General features: G+C 58.4%; 22 protein-coding genes. 15 read left to right on the top strand and 7 right to left on the bottom strand.

The window, feature by feature from the left end; all coding sequences use genetic code 11:
- Positions 1–191 precede the first annotated feature (191 nt).
- From BR48_RS0119770 to pqqE, 9 genes are all read left to right on the top strand, one after another.
- A complete protein-coding gene (locus BR48_RS0119770) occupies positions 192–2045 on the top strand; it encodes a methanol/ethanol family PQQ-dependent dehydrogenase (RefSeq protein ID WP_036815081.1) in 1854 nt (617 codons plus the stop codon).
- A gap of 168 nt (positions 2046–2213) precedes the next feature.
- Positions 2214–2738 carry a c-type cytochrome, methanol metabolism-related gene (locus BR48_RS0119765; protein WP_051615263.1) on the top strand — a complete coding sequence of 175 codons (525 nt, stop codon included), beginning with the start codon at positions 2214–2216 and terminating at the stop codon, positions 2736–2738.
- A 1-nt stretch (position 2739) separates the two neighbouring features.
- Positions 2740–3603 carry a substrate-binding domain-containing protein gene (locus BR48_RS0119760; protein ID WP_027232894.1) on the top strand — a complete coding sequence of 288 codons (864 nt, stop codon included), beginning with the start codon at positions 2740–2742 and terminating at the stop codon, positions 3601–3603.
- Positions 3604–3618: 15 nt separating this feature from the next.
- On the top strand, positions 3619–4170 hold the full coding sequence (locus BR48_RS0119755; RefSeq protein ID WP_027232893.1) for a PQQ-dependent catabolism-associated CXXCW motif protein: 552 nt from the start codon (positions 3619–3621) through the stop codon (positions 4168–4170).
- 77 nt (positions 4171–4247) lie between these two features.
- Entirely contained in the window at positions 4248–4343 is a 96-nt protein-coding gene (locus BR48_RS26355; protein WP_113280421.1) for a pyrroloquinoline quinone precursor peptide PqqA, read from the top strand.
- Positions 4344–4458: 115 nt separating this feature from the next.
- The gene (gene pqqB, locus BR48_RS0119745) at positions 4459–5397 is read left to right on the top strand and encodes a pyrroloquinoline quinone biosynthesis protein PqqB (RefSeq protein ID WP_027232892.1); all 939 of its coding nucleotides are present in this window, start codon (positions 4459–4461) and stop codon (positions 5395–5397) included.
- Positions 5394–6149 carry a pyrroloquinoline-quinone synthase PqqC gene (gene pqqC / locus BR48_RS0119740; RefSeq protein ID WP_027232891.1) on the top strand — a complete coding sequence of 252 codons (756 nt, stop codon included), beginning with the start codon at positions 5394–5396 and terminating at the stop codon, positions 6147–6149. Before pqqB ends, pqqC begins: the two co-directional genes overlap by 4 nt.
- Entirely contained in the window at positions 6146–6445 is a 300-nt protein-coding gene (pqqD, locus tag BR48_RS0119735; protein WP_027232890.1) for a pyrroloquinoline quinone biosynthesis peptide chaperone PqqD, read from the top strand. Before pqqC ends, pqqD begins: the two co-directional genes overlap by 4 nt.
- Positions 6442–7566, top strand: coding sequence for a pyrroloquinoline quinone biosynthesis protein PqqE (pqqE, locus tag BR48_RS0119730; RefSeq protein ID WP_027232889.1), 1125 nt, complete (start codon positions 6442–6444; stop codon positions 7564–7566). The genes pqqD and pqqE overlap by 4 nt, the downstream gene beginning before the upstream one ends.
- Here the strand turns inward: pqqE and BR48_RS0119725 are convergent.
- Genes BR48_RS0119725 through BR48_RS0119700 form a run of 6 tightly spaced genes read right to left on the bottom strand, consistent with a single transcriptional unit; the run spans position 7556 to position 12642 of the window.
- Positions 7556–8188, bottom strand: coding sequence for a hypothetical protein (locus BR48_RS0119725; protein ID WP_051615261.1), 633 nt, complete (start codon positions 8186–8188; stop codon positions 7556–7558). The genes pqqE and BR48_RS0119725 overlap by 11 nt on opposite strands.
- Positions 8185–8988 (bottom strand): ABC transporter permease, encoded by an 804-nt coding sequence (locus BR48_RS0119720; protein ID WP_051615293.1) that lies wholly within the window; start codon positions 8986–8988, stop codon positions 8185–8187. Before BR48_RS0119720 ends, BR48_RS0119725 begins: the two co-directional genes overlap by 4 nt.
- Before the next feature lie 59 nt (positions 8989–9047).
- Complete coding sequence (locus tag BR48_RS25060; protein WP_051615259.1) at positions 9048–9854, bottom strand: ABC transporter ATP-binding protein; 807 nt, start codon at positions 9852–9854, stop codon at positions 9048–9050.
- Between the two features lie 33 nt (positions 9855–9887).
- Positions 9888–10382 carry a hypothetical protein gene (locus tag BR48_RS0119710; RefSeq protein WP_027232886.1) on the bottom strand — a complete coding sequence of 165 codons (495 nt, stop codon included), beginning with the start codon at positions 10380–10382 and terminating at the stop codon, positions 9888–9890.
- A 33-nt stretch (positions 10383–10415) separates the two neighbouring features.
- Positions 10416–11390 (bottom strand): YVTN family beta-propeller repeat protein, encoded by a 975-nt coding sequence (locus BR48_RS0119705; RefSeq protein WP_027232885.1) that lies wholly within the window; start codon positions 11388–11390, stop codon positions 10416–10418.
- A gap of 19 nt (positions 11391–11409) precedes the next feature.
- Positions 11410–12642 carry an ABC transporter substrate-binding protein gene (locus BR48_RS0119700; RefSeq protein ID WP_081815969.1) on the bottom strand — a complete coding sequence of 411 codons (1233 nt, stop codon included), beginning with the start codon at positions 12640–12642 and terminating at the stop codon, positions 11410–11412.
- A 161-nt stretch (positions 12643–12803) separates the two neighbouring features.
- On the opposite strand from BR48_RS0119700, the gene BR48_RS0119695 reads away from it, so the two are divergent.
- From BR48_RS0119695 to BR48_RS0119675, 5 genes are read left to right on the top strand one after another with little or no spacing between them, the layout of a single operon-like run.
- Entirely contained in the window at positions 12804–13997 is a 1194-nt protein-coding gene (locus BR48_RS0119695; RefSeq protein ID WP_027232883.1) for a (5-formylfuran-3-yl)methyl phosphate synthase, read from the top strand.
- Positions 13994–14629, top strand: coding sequence for a hypothetical protein (locus tag BR48_RS0119690; RefSeq protein WP_027232882.1), 636 nt, complete (start codon positions 13994–13996; stop codon positions 14627–14629). The genes BR48_RS0119695 and BR48_RS0119690 overlap by 4 nt, the downstream gene beginning before the upstream one ends.
- Entirely contained in the window at positions 14626–15177 is a 552-nt protein-coding gene (locus BR48_RS0119685) for a flavoprotein (protein ID WP_027232881.1), read from the top strand. The genes BR48_RS0119690 and BR48_RS0119685 overlap by 4 nt, the downstream gene beginning before the upstream one ends.
- On the top strand, positions 15170–16570 hold the full coding sequence (locus BR48_RS0119680) for a DUF6513 domain-containing protein (RefSeq protein ID WP_027232880.1): 1401 nt from the start codon (positions 15170–15172) through the stop codon (positions 16568–16570). Before BR48_RS0119685 ends, BR48_RS0119680 begins: the two co-directional genes overlap by 8 nt.
- On the top strand, positions 16567–17175 hold the full coding sequence (locus BR48_RS0119675; RefSeq protein ID WP_027232879.1) for a DUF447 domain-containing protein: 609 nt from the start codon (positions 16567–16569) through the stop codon (positions 17173–17175). Before BR48_RS0119680 ends, BR48_RS0119675 begins: the two co-directional genes overlap by 4 nt.
- Here the strand turns inward: BR48_RS0119675 and BR48_RS25055 are convergent.
- Entirely contained in the window at positions 17166–18251 is a 1086-nt protein-coding gene (locus tag BR48_RS25055) for a hydantoinase/oxoprolinase family protein (RefSeq protein WP_051615257.1), read from the bottom strand. The genes BR48_RS0119675 and BR48_RS25055 overlap by 10 nt on opposite strands.
- Between BR48_RS25055 and BR48_RS0119665 the strand changes: the two genes are divergently transcribed.
- Positions 18250–18972, top strand: a complete 723-nt coding sequence (locus BR48_RS0119665) for a HisA/HisF-related TIM barrel protein (RefSeq protein ID WP_245273613.1) — start codon at positions 18250–18252, stop codon at positions 18970–18972. The two genes, BR48_RS25055 and BR48_RS0119665, sit on opposite strands and share 2 nt — an antisense overlap.
- Positions 18973–19101: the final 129 nt, after the last annotated feature.

Raw genomic sequence — 19101 nt, 5'->3', positions numbered from 1 at the left:
TAACGGTGCCCTCTGCTCGCCTGGCTTAGGTCGTGACACGCTGCCGGAAATACTTCCCATTTGCGTGAGCTGATGGAGCGGAGTCGTCCTTTGAGATGGCGCCGTCCGATGGTTCATTAAAGTGAACTTAGGGAGGACTCAGAATGCGTGTACACAAACACTTCATTGGCATTGCACTCGCTACCACAGCCATGACGCTCTCGTTGGTGGGAGGAGCATTTGCCAATGATGATCTTCAGACCCTGTCTTCGGATGCCAAGAACTGGGCTATGCAGACGGGCGATTACGCCAATACTCGATACTCGAAACTGAAGAAGATCACCAAGGACAACGTCAAGAACCTCCAAGTCGCCTGGACGTTCTCGACCGGTGTACTGCGCGGCCATGAAGGCGGTCCGCTCGTAGTTGGCGATGTCATGTATGTCCATGCTCCTTACCCGAACACGGTCTATGCGCTCGATCTCAACAATGACGGCAGAATCCTGTGGCGGTACGAGCCAAGGCAGGATCCGAACGTCATTCCGATCATGTGCTGCGATACGGTTAATCGCGGCGTTGCCTATGGCGACGGCAAGATTTTCCTCTACCAGGCTGACACGACCCTTGTTGCTCTCGACGCCAAGACCGGCGCCGTTGTCTGGTCAGTCAAGAATGGTGAAGCAGCTGACGGCAGCAAGGGTGAATCCGGCACATCTGCGCCGGTTGTCATCAAGGACAAGGTTCTCGTCGGTGTTTCCGGCGGTGAATTCGGCGTCCGCGGTCATCTGACAGCCTATAATATCAAGGACGGCAAGCAGGCCTGGCGGGCCTATTCTATGGGATCCGACAAGGAAACCTTGATCGATCCGCAAAAGACGACCGCGCTCGGCAAGCCAGTCGGACCTGATTCTGGAACGAATACCTGGGAAGGCGATCAATGGAAGATCGGCGGCGGGACGACATGGGGCTGGTACTCATACGATCCGAAGCTGAACCTGATCTATTACGGCACGGGCAACCCATCGACCTGGAATCCTAACCAGCGCCCGGGCGACAACAAATGGTCCATGACCATTATGGCCCGCGATGCCGACACCGGCATGGCAAAATGGCTCTATCAGATGACCCCACACGATGAGTGGGACTATGACGGTGTCAATGAAATGATCTTGGCCGATGGCATCAAGATCGACGGCAAGGATCGCGATGTGCTCGTGCATTTCGATCGCAACGGCTTCGCCTATACGATGGATCGTGCAACCGGTGAGCTTCTGGTCGCAAAGAAATATGATCCGGCTGTCAATTGGGCCACTGAAGTCGACATGGACAAGAGCAGCAAGACCTATGGCCGTCCAAAGGTCGTAGACAAGTATTCGACCCAGGCTCAGGGTGAGGATACGAATACGACCGGTATCTGCCCGGCCGCTCTCGGTACGAAGGATCAGCAGCCTGCGGCCTATTCGCCGAAGACCAAGCTCTTCTATGTTCCGACGAACCATGTCTGCATGGACTACGAGCCCTACAAGGTCAGCTACACCGCTGGTCAGCCTTATGTGGGCGCCACGGTTTCCATGTATCCGGCTCCCAACAGCCACGGCGGCATGGGCAATTTCATTGCCTGGGATGCTGCCAAGGGTGAAATCGTCTGGTCTATTCCCGAGCAGTTCTCGGTTTGGTCCGGCGCCCTTGCCACGGATGGCGACGTCGTCTTCTACGGCACACTCGAAGGCTACCTGAAGGCGGTCGATAAGAACGGTAAGGAACTCTACAAGTTCAAGACACCTTCCGGGATCATCGGCAATGTCACCACCTACGAACATAAGGGCAAACAATATGTTGCCGTTCTGTCCGGTGTTGGTGGCTGGGCAGGCATCGGTCTCGCAGCCGGTCTGCTCGAAGCCAAGAATGCAGCTGCCTGGCATGGCGCAGTCGATCAGGGCAGGGCCCAGGGCGACGAAACCAAGTCAGTCGGAACTGCAGGTCTCGGCGCCGTCGGAGGTTACGCCGGTTTGGCCGACTACACCACGTTGGGTGGTCAGCTGACCGTATTCACCGTTCCTGAATGACAGGAACGATGTCGGACACATTGGGAGCGTGCGCAGGCAGGCTCTGAACAATAGGGCCCGGTCCTTCCAGGCCGGGCCCTTCGTGTCTCAAATGCCGAAACATTGATCAATAACAACCGTGGGCCTGTATCGTGAGATGCTGACCGCGGATTGGAAAGAGGACTCCGGATGCCCATTCGAAAGACATTGCTTGCCGTCGCTGCCGGACTCGCCCTTCTGGCGAGCCAGGGCAGCACTTACGCCGACGACGCAGCAACCGCTGCAGTCGCATCCGACGCCAACGGCAAATATGCCGACAAAGAGGGAAATCCCACATACAAGATACAGGAAGATGGCACAGTCGACTGGTACACCTATAGCGGCTACCGGCGGTTCAACTCCGAATGCCACGTCTGCCATGGCGCTGATGGTGCTGGTTCGTCCTTTGCCCCGGCCCTCGCAACTTCGCTGAAGTCCATCAACTACGCAGATTTCATGGCGATCGTTGCCGGCGGGCGCAAAAATCTCAGTGGTGGCAATGAGAAGGTCATGCCGGCCTTTGGCGATAACAAGAACGTCTACTGCTACATGGACGATCTTTATGTCTATCTGCGTGCGCGCGCTGTCGGTGACTTGCCGCGCGGTCGCCCGGCAAAGCACGAAAACAAACCCGATGCGGCCAAGGAGCAGGAAACATCCTGTATGGGTGGTTGATATGAATCTGCGCCTCCGCTCTCTTCCGCAATGGATTGCCGCATTATCATTGGCGGCATTCCTGGCATCGCCCTCTACGGCGTTGGCGCAGGGGGCGGGGCTCGGTGCGGCCGGTGAACTTGTCGATCCAGACGTTTTGCGGGTTTGCGCCGATCCCTCCGACATGCCGTTTTCCGACGAGAGCGGCAAAGGTTTTGAGAACAAGCTCGCGGAGCTCGTTGCGGCAAAGACCGGCCGCAAGTCGGTTGCCTATACCTGGTATCCGATGGCAACAGGTTTCGTTCGCAATACGTTGCGTGCGCATCGCTGCGATATCATCATGGGTTACGCCCAGGGCGATGAACTCGTCCAGAACACCAACGCCTATTATCGATCGACCTACGTTCTGATCTATAAGAAGGGCGCCGGGCTTGATGGCGTGGACAGCATCGAGGATCCGAAGCTTGCCAACAAGAAGATCGGAGTGGTTGCCGGTACGCCGCCATCGGTAAATCTCGCCAAGGCAGGCTATATGCGCAACGTTCATCCGTATCCGCTGATGGTCGATACGCGCCTCGCTCCGTCCATGGCCGAAGTCATGATCAAGGAACTGAAGAGCGGTGTCATCGATGTCGCCATTCTGTGGGGGCCAATGGCAGGCTACTATGCCAAGCAGATCGATCCCGATCTCGCCTTCGTGCCGCTCCTGAATGAGAAGTCGGGGCACATGGCATTCCGCATCACCATGGGCGTGCGCCCGTCCGACCAAGAGTGGAAACGGACCCTGAATAAGGTGATCAGGGAAAACCAGGCGGAGATCAACAAAATCCTGCTCGATTACCAGGTTCCGTTGATCGATGAGAACAATAAGCCGGTGACGCAATAGGATGACGGAGGACGCTTGAAATTGCAGTGGAACCGGCTTGTGGCGGCAGTCGTTCTGATAGTGGCAGGGACAGGCTTTGCACTTGCCGCAGAAACGGTTCCCGAGCCCGCCGGTTACAGGACTGAAGCCTACAGGGCGCCGACGCCGGCGACGCTGAAGGGCGCAAAGGTGATCACGACGGACGAGGCGGTCGAACTATGGAAGAGCAACGATGCTGTTTTCGTCGATGTTCTTCCCCATGATCCGAAGCCAGCAGAATTGCCGGCTGGCACGATCTGGAAGGAAAAGATTCGAGAGGACATTCCGGGAAGCATCTGGCTACCCAATGTCGGATACGGGGTCATCAACAAGGAGACTGAGGCCTATTTTCGCAAAGGGCTCAAATCTCGACTGGGTGATGACGTGAACAAGAAGGTGATTTTCTACTGTATGGAGAACTGCTGGATGTCGTGGAATGCAGCCAAAAGGGCCGTCGAATGGGGATACACTTCGGTGATCTGGTTTCCCCTCGGCACCGATGGATGGACCGCTGCCAAGCAGGCCACACAAAGAAATGAACCCTACTGATTTCAATCCTGCGCCATTGTGGCGTATGATGCTGGAGAAAGATCGGGAATGATCTTTGATTTGAGAAGGAGGAAAGCATGAAGAAAACCTGGACAAAGCCAGTCATGTGCCAAGTTGCTGCCGGCATGGAACTTTCGCGTTACCTGCCAGCGGAACTGAAGGCCAAGAAATAAGCCACATACCTCTCGCCCCACGCACATATGGAGCGTGGGGCGGCCTTCTGGTTCAATCGTAAGCTGAAAGCACGTGCTAATGCTTGCTGTTCGGCTGTGAGGATGCGTGCCTGCAATGCGTTTGAAGATAATTGGTTCAGCGGCAGGTGGCGGGTTTCCGCAATGGAATTGCAACTATCGATTGAGCCGAGGTGCCCGGAGCGGCGATATCAATCTTCGCCCCCGAACCCAGTCCAGCCTCATTGCCAGTGCAAACGGCACGGATTGGGTGGTGTTTAATGCGTCTCCGGATATCCGTGAGCAGATTGCCGCGACACCCGAGCTCCAACCTGCTTCTGCAGGCCCGTTGCGGTCTACACCAATCCGCGCGGTCGTTCTGACCAACGCCGACGTCGACCATATTGCCGGGCTTCTCAGCCTGCGCGAACGCGAGCCATTTGCGATCTACGCCTCCCAGCGAATCCTGGAAGTTCTCGCAAGCAATTCCATTTTCAACGTGCTCGATCCAGCGATCGTCAAGCGGTGCGAGCTTCTGCTCGATGAGCCTACGAAAATCGCTGACGCCAGCGGCAAGCCCACCGGTCTCGTTGTCGAGGCATTTGCCGTTCCAGGCAAAGTGGCGCTATTTCTCGAAGATCCAAGTTTGGCCGCGCAGGGTTTCGGCACCGAGACGGGCGACACGATCGGCCTTCGTATCTCGTCGTCGCAGACGCCACATGCAGCATTTTACGTTCCGGGCTGTGCAGCCGTGGACGCCAATCTGAAGCGCCGCCTGTCGAATGCCGATTGCCTGCTCTTTGACGGAACGCTTTTCACCGATGACGAGATGATCACTGCAGGCGTCGGCTCCAAGACCGGCGCGCGGATGGGCCATGTGCACATTTCAGGGCCCTCCGGTTCGATCGATGCACTGAGCAATCTCGGGGTCAAGCGGCGGATCTATGTCCACATCAACAATACCAACCCGATCCTGGATGAAGCATCGGCGGAGCGCGCCGCGGTCGGGGAGGCGGGATGGGAAGTCGCCCATGACGGCATGGAGGTAAGGCTTTGAGCGATTTCAGCAATGCGGCGGGAAGCGGCCTTTCGCCGGCGGAACTTGAGAACGTTCTGCGCGAAGTGGGGGCGGTCCGCTATCACAATCGCCATCCCTATCATCACCAGATGACCAGCGGAGCGCTGACCAAGGCGCAGATGCAGGCCTGGGCGCTCAATCGCTACTGTTATCAGTCGGTGATTCCGCGCAAGGATGCCATGATCATCGCACGCGCCGAGGACCCGGAATTCCGCGCCGAGTGGCGCAAGCGGATCGAAGACCATGACGGAAGTGATGGCTGGAACGGCGGAATTGCCCGGTGGCTGAAACTCGCAACGGGGCTAGGCCTCGATGCTGACGCCGTCAAAAGCGAGAAGCTGGCGCTGCCTGCGACGCGCTTTGCAGTCGGCGCCTATCTCTCGTTCTGCACCAACCGCACGCTGCTCGAGGCGGTGGCATCGTCGCTCACCGAACTCTTCTCGCCGGTCATAATCGGCGAGCGCGTTCCGGCGATGCTGGCGAAATACGATTATGTTACGCCGGAGATTCTGGCCTATTTCGACAAACGTCCGACCCAGGCATCGCGCGATTCCGACTTTGCCCTTGCCTATGTCATGAAACATGCAGACACGGCCGAGAAGCAGCAGGCGGTTATCGATGCGCTGGTTTTCAAGTGCGACGTCCTTTGGGCGATGCTCGATGCGCTGGCGCATGCCTATGGCGAAGCGGGCCACGTTCCGCCAGGCGCCTTCGATCCGGAGAGAACATGATCGAAACCGCCCGTGCCCGTTCGCTCGTGTCGATGCAATCGAAACCGATCCTGAAGCGGCATGTCCGTCTGCAATATGATAGAGTGCGTGAAGCATGGGCCCTCCTGTCGCCAGAGCGCGTGTTCTGGCCCAATGAGGTCAGTCTTGATATCTTGCGTCTATGCGATGGGCGGCAGACCGTGGCTGAAATGATTGCCTCGCTCGGCGACCAATATGGAGCGGACGAAGCGGAAATTGCGCCGGATGTGACCGGCTTTCTGCAAGAATGGTCCGACAAATTTCTGGTGACGTTATGACGGAACCTGTCTTACCCCCGATCGGCATGCTGGCGGAATTGACGCATCGCTGCCCGCTGCAATGCGCCTATTGTTCCAACCCCGTTGAATTGCTCAGGGCCAATCGCGAGATGGACACGCAGGGCTGGGTCTCGCTCTTTGAACAGGCGGCCGATCTCGGTGTGCTGCAGGTGCATCTTTCGGGCGGCGAGCCGACCTTGCGCGCTGACCTCGTTGACCTCATCGCGTGCCTTGCGCGGCGCGGCGTCTATACGAACCTTATCACAGCGGGTGTCGGCATTGCTGAGGGCCGCATCGAGTCCTTTGCTGAAGCGGGACTTGATCATGTCCAGCTGAGTTTCCAGGGAGCGTTTGCAGCGACGACCGAAAAGATCGGCAATGCGCGCGGCGCACACGAAAAGAAACTGGAGACGGCGCGACGCATTCGCGCCGCCGGCCTGCCGCTGACCATCAATGCGCCGATCCATCGGCACAATATGGAAGAGGTGCCCGACTTCATCGATCTCGCACTCTCACTCGGTGCCGAGCGGCTCGAAATCGCCAATGTGCAATATGCGGGCTGGGCCTTGCTCAACCGCAATGCGCTGATGCCGGAACGGGAAGCTGTCGAACGCCAGGTCGAGGTGGTCGAGGCAGCGCAGGAGCGGTTGCGGGGCATCATGACCATCGATTTTGTCACACCCGATTACTTTGCCATCTATCCAAAGCCCTGCATGGGCGGATGGGCCCGCGACGCCTTCATGGTAGCCCCTGACGGCACTGTGCTTCCCTGCCACGCCGCCGCTACCATCAAAACCCTGAATTTCGAACGCTTCGGCGATTGGACTCTAAGCCGCATCTGGCATGAATCCTCAGCTTTCAATGCCTTCCGTGGTACCGATTGGATGCAGGAGCCGTGCCGGAGCTGCGAGCGGCGCGAGATCGATTGGGGCGGCTGCCGCTGCCAGGCGCTGGCGATCGCCGGCGATGCCGCCGCTACCGATCCAGCCTGCATCAAGTCTCCGCTGCACGCACGCATGGGCGCGCTCATCAACGAAGCGGCGGGAACCAGCACGTCGGCGAATGGCGCCGAAACATTCACCTATCGGCGAATCGGACGGGTCACGGAGCCTACGGCTTGACCAGCGACTGGCTGATTGTCTTCGCCAAACCGTAGAGGCGCTGCTCGATGATCGTCGGAACCTCACAGACATAGGTCAGGGATTGCACGCGCTCGTCGAAGATGCGTGTTTCCCATTTCAGACGTTCGTCCTGCCGGTCCAGTTCTTCCGGATCCGCATCTGGCTTGGCACGCATGGCATCGACAAGTGCGGCTTCCTTGCGCAGGTCCTCCGCCATGTCACGCTGGCGCATGGCGTAGCGTGAAATACCGGTCATCACCTGTTGGCGCTCGCGGCTGAGCGTGTCGAAGACCCCCTGAAAAACCTGAAAGAGCTTGTCGTTGGCCTGGTCTTTGGGAAGTCCGGCGGCAAATTCCGTTATCTGTTTCTGTGCGGCGTCGAGCGGGTTACGGCGGGCAGCAATCTCGCTGACCAGATCATCTATCTTGGGATCGTTGCCCCAGTCGCTGGCTGTTTCGGGAATTTGCGGTCCGTTCCAGACCTGCCCGACCGAAATTTCCGGCACTTTGCGCTGGATGCAGGGCCAGTCCGGATCGTTGCTCGCCGCCGCATAAGCGGGAAGCGTAGCAAAAAAGGGAAGAAGCGTTGCCGAAATCAGGGCAATATTGCGCGCTTGTCTCACGTATTTCCTCCCTCCTGCTTGCGAATGGTGAGACCCCTCGAAGGGTCGTAGGCAATGATGGCGCCGGTCATGAAGGCAAGCGTAAATCCGCAGACGACGGCAAGCGAGGTCCATTCGACCTGCCCATAGAAGGCAAACCGGATCAATTCCACGGCATAGGTAAACGGATTGAGCTGGCAGATTTTGTAAAGCAGCGGGCTTGCCTCCTGTACCCGCCACAGCGGATAGAGCGCCGACGAGGCGAAATACATCGGGAAGATCACGAAGTTCATGATCCCGGCGAAGTTTTCGAGCTGCTTCACCACCGAAGACAGCAGCATGCCAAGCGCGCCTAGCATCATGCCGGCAAGGAAGAGGGCGGGGAGGGTCAGGAGATAGCCAATGGGCGGCGCTTTGACACCCCAGAACCATGCAATGAAAAGGAAGGCATAGACCTGGGTGATCGAAACGGCGACACCGGCCAGGAGCTTCGCAACCAGCAGGAACCACCGCGGGAAAGGGCTGACGAGGAGCGTGCGCATGTTTCCCATCTCGCGGTCATAGACCATGGACAAGGATGATTGCATGCCGCTGAACAAAAGGATCATGCCGCACAGGCCGGGGGTGATATAGACCTCATAGAGCACATAGGTCTGATAGGGCGGGATGATCGAGACACCGAGGACCTGGCGAAAGCCGGCCGCGAAGATGAAGAGCCAAAGCAGGGGCCTGACCAGCGAGGAAATGAACCGCTCGCGCTGGTTGAGATAGCGGAGGCCCTCACGGATAAGAATGCCCTTGAGGCAGACAAGATATTGCATCAGGCCGAAGCGTTTGCGCGCCGAGGACCGGGGAAGCGGTACGTTTCCGGCAATGTCCGTCATGGTTTCAGCCCTGGGGTTAACGCCACGATGCCCGTAAGCCGCGAAAATGCTTCGTTGATCGTCTCGGCGCCCGCGCGTTTGATGACGTCGTGCACGGGGCCATTGGCGACGAGCTTGCCCCGATCGAGCACGATCACCTGGTCGGCATGGCTGACCTCGTCGATGAGATGGGTCGCCCAAAGTACGCTGATGCCCTCGTTCTGGACGAGCTTGCGGATATCGGAAAGGATCGTTGCGCGCGACTTGATGTCGAGCCCGACCGTCGCTTCGTCGAGCAGCAGCAGCGACGGCTGGTGCAAAAGCGCGCGTATGATTTCGACGCGGCGAATCTGGCCGCCGGAAAGGCTGCGCGCCTTCTCGTGCAGGCGGTCGCTCATGTCTATCGACATCAGGAGTTCATTGATGCGCTGGTTTGCCTGCCGCGAGCCAATGCCGTGGAGCGAGGCGTGGTAGGCGAGGTTCTGGTGTACGGAAAGGTCGAGATCGAGCGTTCGCGCCTGGAAAACAATTCCCAGGCGCCGAAGCGCGTCGCCGGACTTGCGGTTTATATCGTGCCCGAAGACCTGAATATTCCCTTGCCGCGTGGCAAAGAGGTGGCTGATCAATGAGAACAGCGTCGTCTTGCCCGCTCCATTCAAACCCAAAAGAACGGCAAAACGTCCGGGCGCAATCGAGAATGATATGTCATCCAGCGCTTGTCGTTTGCCATAGGCGTAACTCACCGAAGTCAATTGCAATGCGGGAACGTCTGCTTCCGGCAAAGTCCTGCCTTCGATACTTCTCAGTCCGGCATTTGTACCCATTGAGCTCCACCCTGGTACCGTATGCGGTATCACTTATTTGACGGTAATCTTACCCTTCATTCCCTTGTCGGCAAGGTCGGGAACCGACCATGTGTATTCGCCCGGGCGAACCGCGGTGAATTGAACATTGATCGTGCCGGGTGAATCGAATTCGAGCCAGGCGGGTGCCCCGTTCATGTGCACCTCGAGCTCGTTGATGACGATCTGATTCATCCAGACGTTGCGGAAAAGGTCGGTAAAGAACTTGTATTCGAAACCGGCGGCCGAGGTGATCTTCCAGCGGTAGCCTTGTCCGGCGACAAGCTCGAAATCCTTCTGGTTTACGGCGAAGTCGTCGGTCTTGGAGCCAAGAATGAGTTCCGGGAGGTTCTTGCTCGCACGCGTGACCGCCGGTGCCTTGGTTTGTGCTTCGGCCTTCGGCTTCGGTGCCGCCTGATCGTCGTCGTCATCATCGGCCTGTGCAAATGCCGTTTGGGCGGCCACAATGCTCAGGAATGTCGCGAGGGCGACCGTCTTGAAATTTCTCATACTTTTCCTCCCTTGATATGCGTCATTCATTGGTCAGTTCGGCGCCACCACGACACCCCAGGGCAGTTGCCCGACGGTAACGGACTTTATCGGCTCGTCCGTGGCCGTATCGATGAAGGTGATGTCATTCGAAAGCCCGTTGGTGCTGATGATGTTCTTGCCATCCGGTGTGAAGGCGAGCTGCCATACGCGTTGCCCAACGAGGATGTATTTCTCCACCTCGTAGGTTTCGGCATTGACGACCGCGACGCGGTTGGCCGGTCCGAGAGCGACATAGGCTTTTTTGCCGTCGGCGGTGATGCGAATGCCGACGGGCTGGATCTGTTCCGACCGCAACCCCTGGATCTCGAACGTGATCTTGTGGGTCACTTCGCGCTTGGCGTTGTCGATAACCGACACGGTGCCGCCGACTTCGGCTGACACCCAGACCTCGGAGCCGTCAGGTTTGAACTGGGCAAAGCGCGGGCGGGAGTCGACAAGGACATTATCGGTGATTTCGTGAGTGTCGGTATTGATGAAATGCGCCATGTTGGTCGTTTCCGACGTGTTGACGATGGTCTTGCCGTCAGGGCTGACACCCATGCCTTCCGGCTCAACCCCGACCGGTATCTCGGCGATGACATTCTTGCTCTCGATATCGATAACCGTGACGAGATTGTCGTCTTCATTGGCAATGTAGAGCTTCTTGCCGTCAGGCGAGAGCACGAAAAGTTCGGGATCAGGGCCGGAGGGAAGCGATCCTACGATCTCGCCGGAGGCGGTATCGATGATCTCCACCGTATCGTCGTCGCTGGCGCAGACGTAGACGAATTTACCGTCCTGCGAGATGGTAATTCCCCGCGGCCTCTGTCCGACTTCGAGCGTCTTGACGACTTCCATTGATTTCGAATCGACGACGGTGACCGTGTTGTCTTTCTCGTTCGACACGTACACCATATTCGCAAGGCTTGGGCCCGCAAGGAATGGCACCGCCGCGGTCGCGGCGAGCAGGCGTAAGGTCCGTCGCATTCAGTCCTCCCAGTATTTTCTAGTTCAGTTTACACTTGGTCTCCGGCCTGTCGACGCCGAGCGTATCCAGCTCGGAGAATTGATGCAGGAAGCCCTCCTGCGGCGAAGTCGACACCACCCCGTGGCCATCGCCGATCAGAACAGGTTGGCGCAACTGCCAATTCCAATTGCGGAAGGTCAGCTTTTGGCCCTTGAACGCGGCAATCGAGAAACCATCGGACTTGATGTAGTCCTCGACCTGCCTCGGATCATTGGCTTTCGTGCGTGTGACCGCCTCACCGACAATGCGGACCGCAGTCCATGCCTGCATGTCCTTTGATAGCATCCGGCGACCCGTCGCCTTGGCGAAACGGTTCTGGATTTGCGATCCGCCCCATTGTTCGCTGGCGGGATGCCAGCTCGAAGCCACAAGCCCCGCCGTGCCTGCAACTGGACGCGGCGTCCAGGTCCGATAGGGCACATAGCTGCCGAAGACCTCGCTTTCATCAGCAACGATGACGACGTCATGCTCGGGCAGGTTCTGGGTGAAGACCGGCATCTGCTTTTGAACCTGGATGACGCCTGTGTCAGTGCGGCGTGCGGTGCCCTTGTCCTCGTAAAGCCGCTCTTCGACGATGGTCGCGCCGAAACGCGTGGCGGCGCGCCTGATCGCATCGGCGTAAAGCTTGTCGCCGTCGTGGGAGCCATAAAGCAGCACCCATTTGCGCCATTGTTTCCAGACAAGATATTGCGCGAGGCCGTCAGCCAGCATCGAGCGGGTGGGCGCCGTATGGAAGACATTCGAACGGCATTCCTCTTCCCGAAGCGAATCGTCGGTGGCCCCGACATTGAAGAGGATTGCGCCATTTTCCTTGGCAAGATCGGCGATCGAAAGCAGTTGCTTGGCTGAAATGTCGGCGAGGATAAAGCGATCGCCCCGCGCCAGCATTTCCTTAAAAACGGGCACAATGTCGGCCTGCGGCTTGGCTTCCGTTACATCGAGAATAAAGGATTGGCCGAGAAACTTGCCGGTCGTATTGTTGTCGTTAATGGCAACGTTTGCGCCGGCCACGCCCTCGTCGCGCGGCGGAATATCGAGTACGGAGAGCGCAAGTTGCGGCTCGTAGGCGCGCAGATAACCGATGCGTACATCAACCGCAGGTTTTGCAGATTTGTCGGGTTGTGTAGCTTGTGCGTTTAGGGAAGGGACGTTGACGAAGAGCAAAAAAAAGCCGAATAAAAACACGAGAGTGTTTGGCACCGTACTCTTCATGATCATACCATTCCGTTTTGCCGCCATTCGCGTCATGGCGGTCGCTTAAGAACAGAGGTGCCCAGAGTGTTTTTAAACAAGCCCGCCGAAATCTCAACCCACCGTGTCAGCTTTTCTCGCGCGTTGGTTGATGTGATGTGCATTCTGTCGGGAGCGCGCCAATGACGCAGATGCTGGCCAGCGTAAGGGATCGCCAGGAAGCGGAAATCGTCTTTCTGAACGGCGCCGATATCATCGATCTGAAGGATCCGGCAAACGGTGCCCTGGGCGCGGTGGAACTATCCAAGCTATTGGAAGTAAAGGATTATATTGCCGGGCGCCGACCGCTAAGCGCTGCCTGCGGCGATCTGCCGATGCATCCGGACACAATCCGCAGCAAGGTCGAGGAAATTGCGGCGACCGGGATCGACTATCTCAAGGTGGGGTTCTTCCCGAACGCGCAGCTCGATGCCTGCATCAAGGTGCTGAAGCCGCTTGCAACGCACGGAAAATTGATTGCCGTTCTCTTTGCGGATCATGTCGCGGAATATGATGAAAACCTCGTCGAGAAGCTGGCCGCGGCGGGGTTTCATGGCGTTATGATCGATACCGCGGAAAAGGCCTCGGGGCGTCTGCTCGACCACATGACGCCGGACCAGATCGGCCATTTCATCAAGGAGTGCCATTCGCACGAACTGATGTGCGGCGTAGCGGGATCGCTCGAGGCGCCGGACGTTCCACGGCTCCTTGTCTTCAAGCCGGATTTTCTCGGATTTCGCGGGGCGCTGTGCGCGGGGCTCAGCCGTAATTCGCCTGTTGACGCGCAGGCGACAGCGAAGATACGTGGCCTTATTCCGGAAACGGAGGGGCTGCGTGCGCCTCCGGGTGTCGACTACAAGCTGCTCGCCGCCCGCGCCTATTTTCCCGATCCCGCAGAAGCCGGCCTCGGAACCGACAAGATCTTCGTCAGGGATTTCGTCGTTCCCGTGCAGATCGGCGCCTATAGTTTCGAACACGGCAAGAGCCAGAAGGTTCGCTTCGATGTTACTGCGGATGTGCTCCGCGTGACGCGCAATCCCGAGGACATGCGCCATGTCGTTTCCTACGACCTCATAATGGACGGCATCCGGGCGATCGTTGCGCAGGGCCATGTCGAGCTCGCCGAGACATTGGCGGAACAGGTGGCGGCGCTGGTTCTGGAAAATCCACGCGTGACCCGTGTTGTCGTCCGGGCGGAGAAACTGGAACTCGGGCCAGGCGGCGTCGGCGTCGAGATCGAGCGCAAGAACGACATGCGAAATTCGGCCAAGTCGAGACAGGGCAAGGCCGAGCAGGTGCATGTGCATGGAGGTAGGAAGGGCGGCGCCTCCTCATGAAACCCCTTGTCGTGAAGCTCGGTGGGAGCACGGCGGGAAAGGCGGAAATGCAGCACTGGATCGACGCTCTGGCGAATTCGACCTTTCCGCTCGTAATCGTCCCCGGCGGTGGCCCCTTTGCGGACCAGGTGCGGCTTGCGCAAAAGCGGTTCGGTATTTCGGATGACGCTGCTCACGCCATGGCGATCCTCGCCATGGATCAGTTCGGCATGGTGCTTGCCGAGCGCCATGACAGGCTTCGCCTTGCCAGAACTGTCGGCGAGATAGGTGAAGTGCTTGCGGCGGAACGTATTCCCGTCTGGCTGCCTTCGACCATGACGATCGACGCAGCGGATATCGAGCGCTCTTGGAATGTGACGTCCGATTCGCTGAGCGCTTGGCTCGCAGGAAAACTTGGTGCCAAAGCGCTGCTTCTCATCAAACAAACGGACGAATACCTGCATTGCGCATCGCTTTCCGCCCTTGCTGACGCCGCTATTGTCGATCCGCTGCTGGACAAGATGCTTGCCCCCGACATTGATCTTTATATTGCCGGTCCGCAGACACTCGACGCGTTGAAATTACCCTTGGCAACGATCCCCGGACACCCGATCATGCGTTACAGTATTGTTGAAGACATGGGTGCTCAATGACACAACTTCATACGCCGCGCTGGGCCTGGGCCCTTACCGGCTCGGGCCATTTCTTCATCGAAAGCTTCGAGTTGATCCGTACGCTCGAACACTGCGATATATTCGTATCCAAAGCGGCGAATGAGGTCCTGCGCATGTATGGCCTGAAGCTCGATTTCCCCGATACGATGCGCGTTCTCCACGACAAGACGGCCAGTTCCATCCCGATCGGAGGGTTCTACCACGGCGTTTATCATACGGCAGTGATTGCACCGGCTACCTCGAATACGGTGGCGAAATGCGTGGCTGGCATATCGGACTCCTTGCCCACCAATGTTTACGCGCAGGCCGGCAAGTGCCGCGTGCCGTCGATCGTCTTTGCCTGCGACACCGCGCCGGAACTTGAAACCATGGCGCCGGGCGGCATGGTCAAGGTCTATCCACGGCCCATCGACCTGGAAAACACCGAGCGCCTGAAGGCCTATCCCCGTACCAAGGTTGTGGAATCACTTTCCGAACTGCAGGGGCTCATCGCACAGCGGCAAAATGAGATTGCCAGCGATGGCTGAGCGCCTGCTGTTCCTGACCGGGCACTTGGCGCGCTCGCGGCTGGAGCGGGTTCTCGCGGACCTCGGGGAAACGACTTTTTCCTATGAGATCGTCGATATCGGCGTGAAGGTCGCGGCCTTGATGACCGAGGAAATAATTTCGCGCCGTTTGAAGCCGCCGTTCACTGCGGACCGCGTGATCCTGCCTGGGCGCTACCGGGGTGATCTTGCGCGGCTGAGCGACAGGTTCGGTGTGGCTTTTGTGCGCGGTCCGGATGAGGTGGCCGATCTTCCCGCCTTCCTTGGGAGGTCCGGTAGGCCGGTCGACCTTTCGCGCCACGACATGAGGATTTTTGCCGAAATTGTCGACGCATCGACATTGGGCATCGAGGCGCTGGTGCGGCGTGCAATGACGCTCAGCGCCGCTGGCGCCGATGTAATCGATCTTGGTTGCCTGCCGGAAACGCCGTTTCCGCATCTCGCCGAGGCCGTTCGCAGCCTGAAGGCATTGGGCCTCAAGGTCAGCGTTGATTCCGCCAATATCAAGGAGCTGGAGGTGGGGGCCGCAGCTGGCGCCGACTATCTCCTCAGCCTGACTGAGGAGACCGTTTGGCTTGCCGAAAAATATCGTGCGACCCCCATCCTCATCCCCGCGGCTGCCGGCGATCTCGATTCACTCGGCCGTGCGATTTCAGCGGCGCAGACGGCCGGTGTCTCCTTCATAGCCGATCCGGTTCTCGATCCCATTCATTTCGGCTTTGCGGCCTCGATTGGCCGTTTCATCGAAGCGCGGAAACGCTGGCCGGACATTGCCATGATGATGGGCACAGGCAATCTCACCGAACTTACCGACGCCGACTCTTCAGGGGTTACGGCAGTCCTCGCCGGACTATGTTCCGAGCTCTCGATCCAAAATGTGCTCGTCGTCAACGTCAGTCCGCACACGGTGCGCACCGTTGAAGAGCATGACCGCGCCCGCCGCATGATGTTCGCTGCAAAGGGGGATCACGCCTTGCCGCGTGGTTACGATGCTGGACTGTTGCAGGTGCATGATCGCAAACCCTATCCGCACAGTATTCAGGATGTCGATACGCTTGCCGCTGACGTTCGCGATGCGAATTTCCGCATTATGACCGCGCCGGACGGCGTCCATATTTTCAACGGCAAGGGCCACCGGACAGCGCAGGACGTGTTCGAACTTTTCCCTGGTCTCGGCGTTGAGGCTGATGGCGCGCACGCCTTCTATCTCGGCGCGGAACTGACCAAAGCGGAAATCGCCTGGAAGCTCGGCAAGCGTTATGCGCAGGACGAGCCGCTCGCATGGGGCGCTGCTGCGCCTGAGAAACAAGAGGACCGCACGAGGCTGGCCGAGGCCGGACATACGTTGCGGACAAAAAAGGATGTGGCGCCATGACCTACATCAGGGAAACGATCGTAACGACCGTGGACAATCAAGGCGCGGTGCATATCGCTCCGCTCGGCATTATCCAGCAGGACGACAAATGGATCATTGCGCCGTTCCGGCCGTCAAAGACGCTGGAAAACCTCGCTGCGGTGCCCTATGCAATCGCCAACTACACGGACGATATGCTGGTTTTTGCCGGATGCCTGACCGGGCGCAAGGACTGGCCCACTGTCGCCGTCAAGGGTTGCAAAGTTCCCCGCCTCCAATCGGCGCTCAGCCACTCGGTTCTGAAGGTTGTTTCGGTCAATGATGACGGCCTTCGACCCCAGCATCTTTGCGAGATCGTGTCGGAAGAGACGCACGCTCCGTTTACCGGGCTCAACCGCGCCAAGGCAGCCATCCTCGAACTCGCGATTCTCGTCAGCCGATTGCACATGCTGTCATCGGAAAAGATCGAGGCCGAGATAAAATATCTATCGATAGCCATGGAGAAAACTGCCGGCCCTGACGAGCAACAGGCCTGGTCATGGTTGATGCAAAGAGTGAAAGACCATCACGATGCCCGCGATGCGAAAGGCAAGGATGCCATCCATCATGAGCATCATCACGGCTGATCGGGCGCTTCAGTTCCTTTAAGATGCATTGAGCCCAAAAGTGCGACCGCAGCAGCCGGCGCCGCCTTGCTCGCATCATCGCGCGCAGCATCGGTTGCCGGGATAAGCGATCCGAAATCGAGAAAGGGGCGTTCAAGTCGCGCTGCAAGACGCTTGATCTGCGGCCGGCCAATGCCCGCACCGACGATAGGTGCCGCATAATTCGACCCTATGCGCCGCGCGACGCGGAAGGCGCCGTCATGGATCATCCGCAGCTGATGCTCGCTGCACCACCGCGCGATATCCACCCACTCGTCGTATTCCAGATCGGCACTGTCGCGCCCGACCATGCGTGCGAGACGCGCCATAGAGCCGGCGACAGACTTTGCCTGGCGATCGGCCGATGGATATTTGTCGTCGGCTTCATCCAGCGTGCCGAGAATGCGGCCGAGATCGGCGGTGTTGGCGAAATACTCGTTCATCAGGGGTGTCATGCGGCCTTGCACCGGCACCAGTGCCGCGATGCCGATGAGCGCCGAACGGGCAAATCCGGTATAGACCAGTTCCCCGGTCAAAAGCCGCTCAGCGTCGGTATAGCCGCCGTTCGCGAGCTCGCCGGCCTTGAAGGCAAGGATGTCGGTGGTCGTCGAACCCATATCGACGAAAAGCCCGCTGTCCAGGAGCTTGGCGCTTAAACTTGCCGTCGCGTGCCAATTTGCAGAAGCGATGTCGCTTCCAAGCCCGCGTGCCGTCGTGATATCGCAAAATCCCGCCCGGCCCGCATAGATGAGCGTTTCATCACTGCCGAACTCGGCTTCAATAAGATCGAGCAGGCTGGCGATCCCTGCGTCGCGCGACGCAAAGGTGTCGGAAAGTTCGCCGGTCATGGTGAAGGCATTGACGTTGCCCGCTTCGCGCAAAGTTCCCATTTCACGCAGCGCTGTGCGCAATTGGTCGATGCCGAGCCATAGTGGGGTCTTTACGATTTGCGCGGAGACGATCTCACCGCTCAGGCATTTCGCCTGTTTCAGATGCGCGCCGCCAAGATCCCAACCGGTTACGAGGGGCTTTCTTTCGTTGGCAAATCGCGGTTTCATGGCACTCTCATCACGTGGATTCGACCCTGTGCATATCATTCCGGTAATCGACATAAAAGACGGCCGCGTGGTGCGGGCGCATCTTGGCGATCGCGCCAATTATCGGCCGATCGAGACCCCGCTGAGCCCGACGGCCGAGATAGGCGATGTCGCACGGGGCCTCGCCTCGCTTTATCCGTTTCCACTTATCTACGTCGCCGATCTTGATGCAATCGAGGGTCGCCATCGGCCACTTCACCTCGTGTCGAAACTACAGGACGCCCTCGCACCCTCAACCATCTGGCTTGATGCCGGATTCTCGGCACGCGAAGAGGTTGAACAAGCACTGTCGTTCAAGGGAATTGTTCCCGTCATTGGTTCCGAGTCCCAGCGCGATTTGGCGCTTCTCAAGACGCCTGGCATTGTTCTGTCCCTTGATTTTCGCGGCGAGGTATTTCTCGGTCCGGAAGCGATCCTCGCGGATGCCCAAAGCTGGCCGTCGCATATCATCGTAATGACCCTTGGCAACATAGGCGCGAACGCCGGACCGGACTTCAGTTGGCTAGCTGACATAAAGTGGCGTGCCGGCAATCGATCGGTCATCGCCGGCGGCGGTGTCCGGGATGCCAACGACCTTCACCAGCTCGCCACGATGGGCATCGAGGGCGCACTTGTAGCCACGTCGCTCCACAATGGTGCTCTCGCCTCACAGGCGATCGCATCTTTCATGAACAAAGTGTGAAAAGGCGCAGAGCATTCGAGGAAGAGGGTGTCCCCTTCCTCGAAACCTAGAATCCCAAGAGTTTTGCCAACCGGCGCAGCAGGCCATCCGGTTCAACAGAGGGCGCGCTCTGTGCGGGGTTGTCTCTTG

The sequence above is a fragment of the Phyllobacterium sp. UNC302MFCol5.2 genome (assembly GCF_000686005.1).
GTDB classification, from domain to species: Bacteria; Pseudomonadota; Alphaproteobacteria; order Rhizobiales; family Rhizobiaceae; genus Phyllobacterium; species Phyllobacterium pellucidum.
This window is presented reverse-complemented; position numbering and strand designations above follow the sequence as displayed.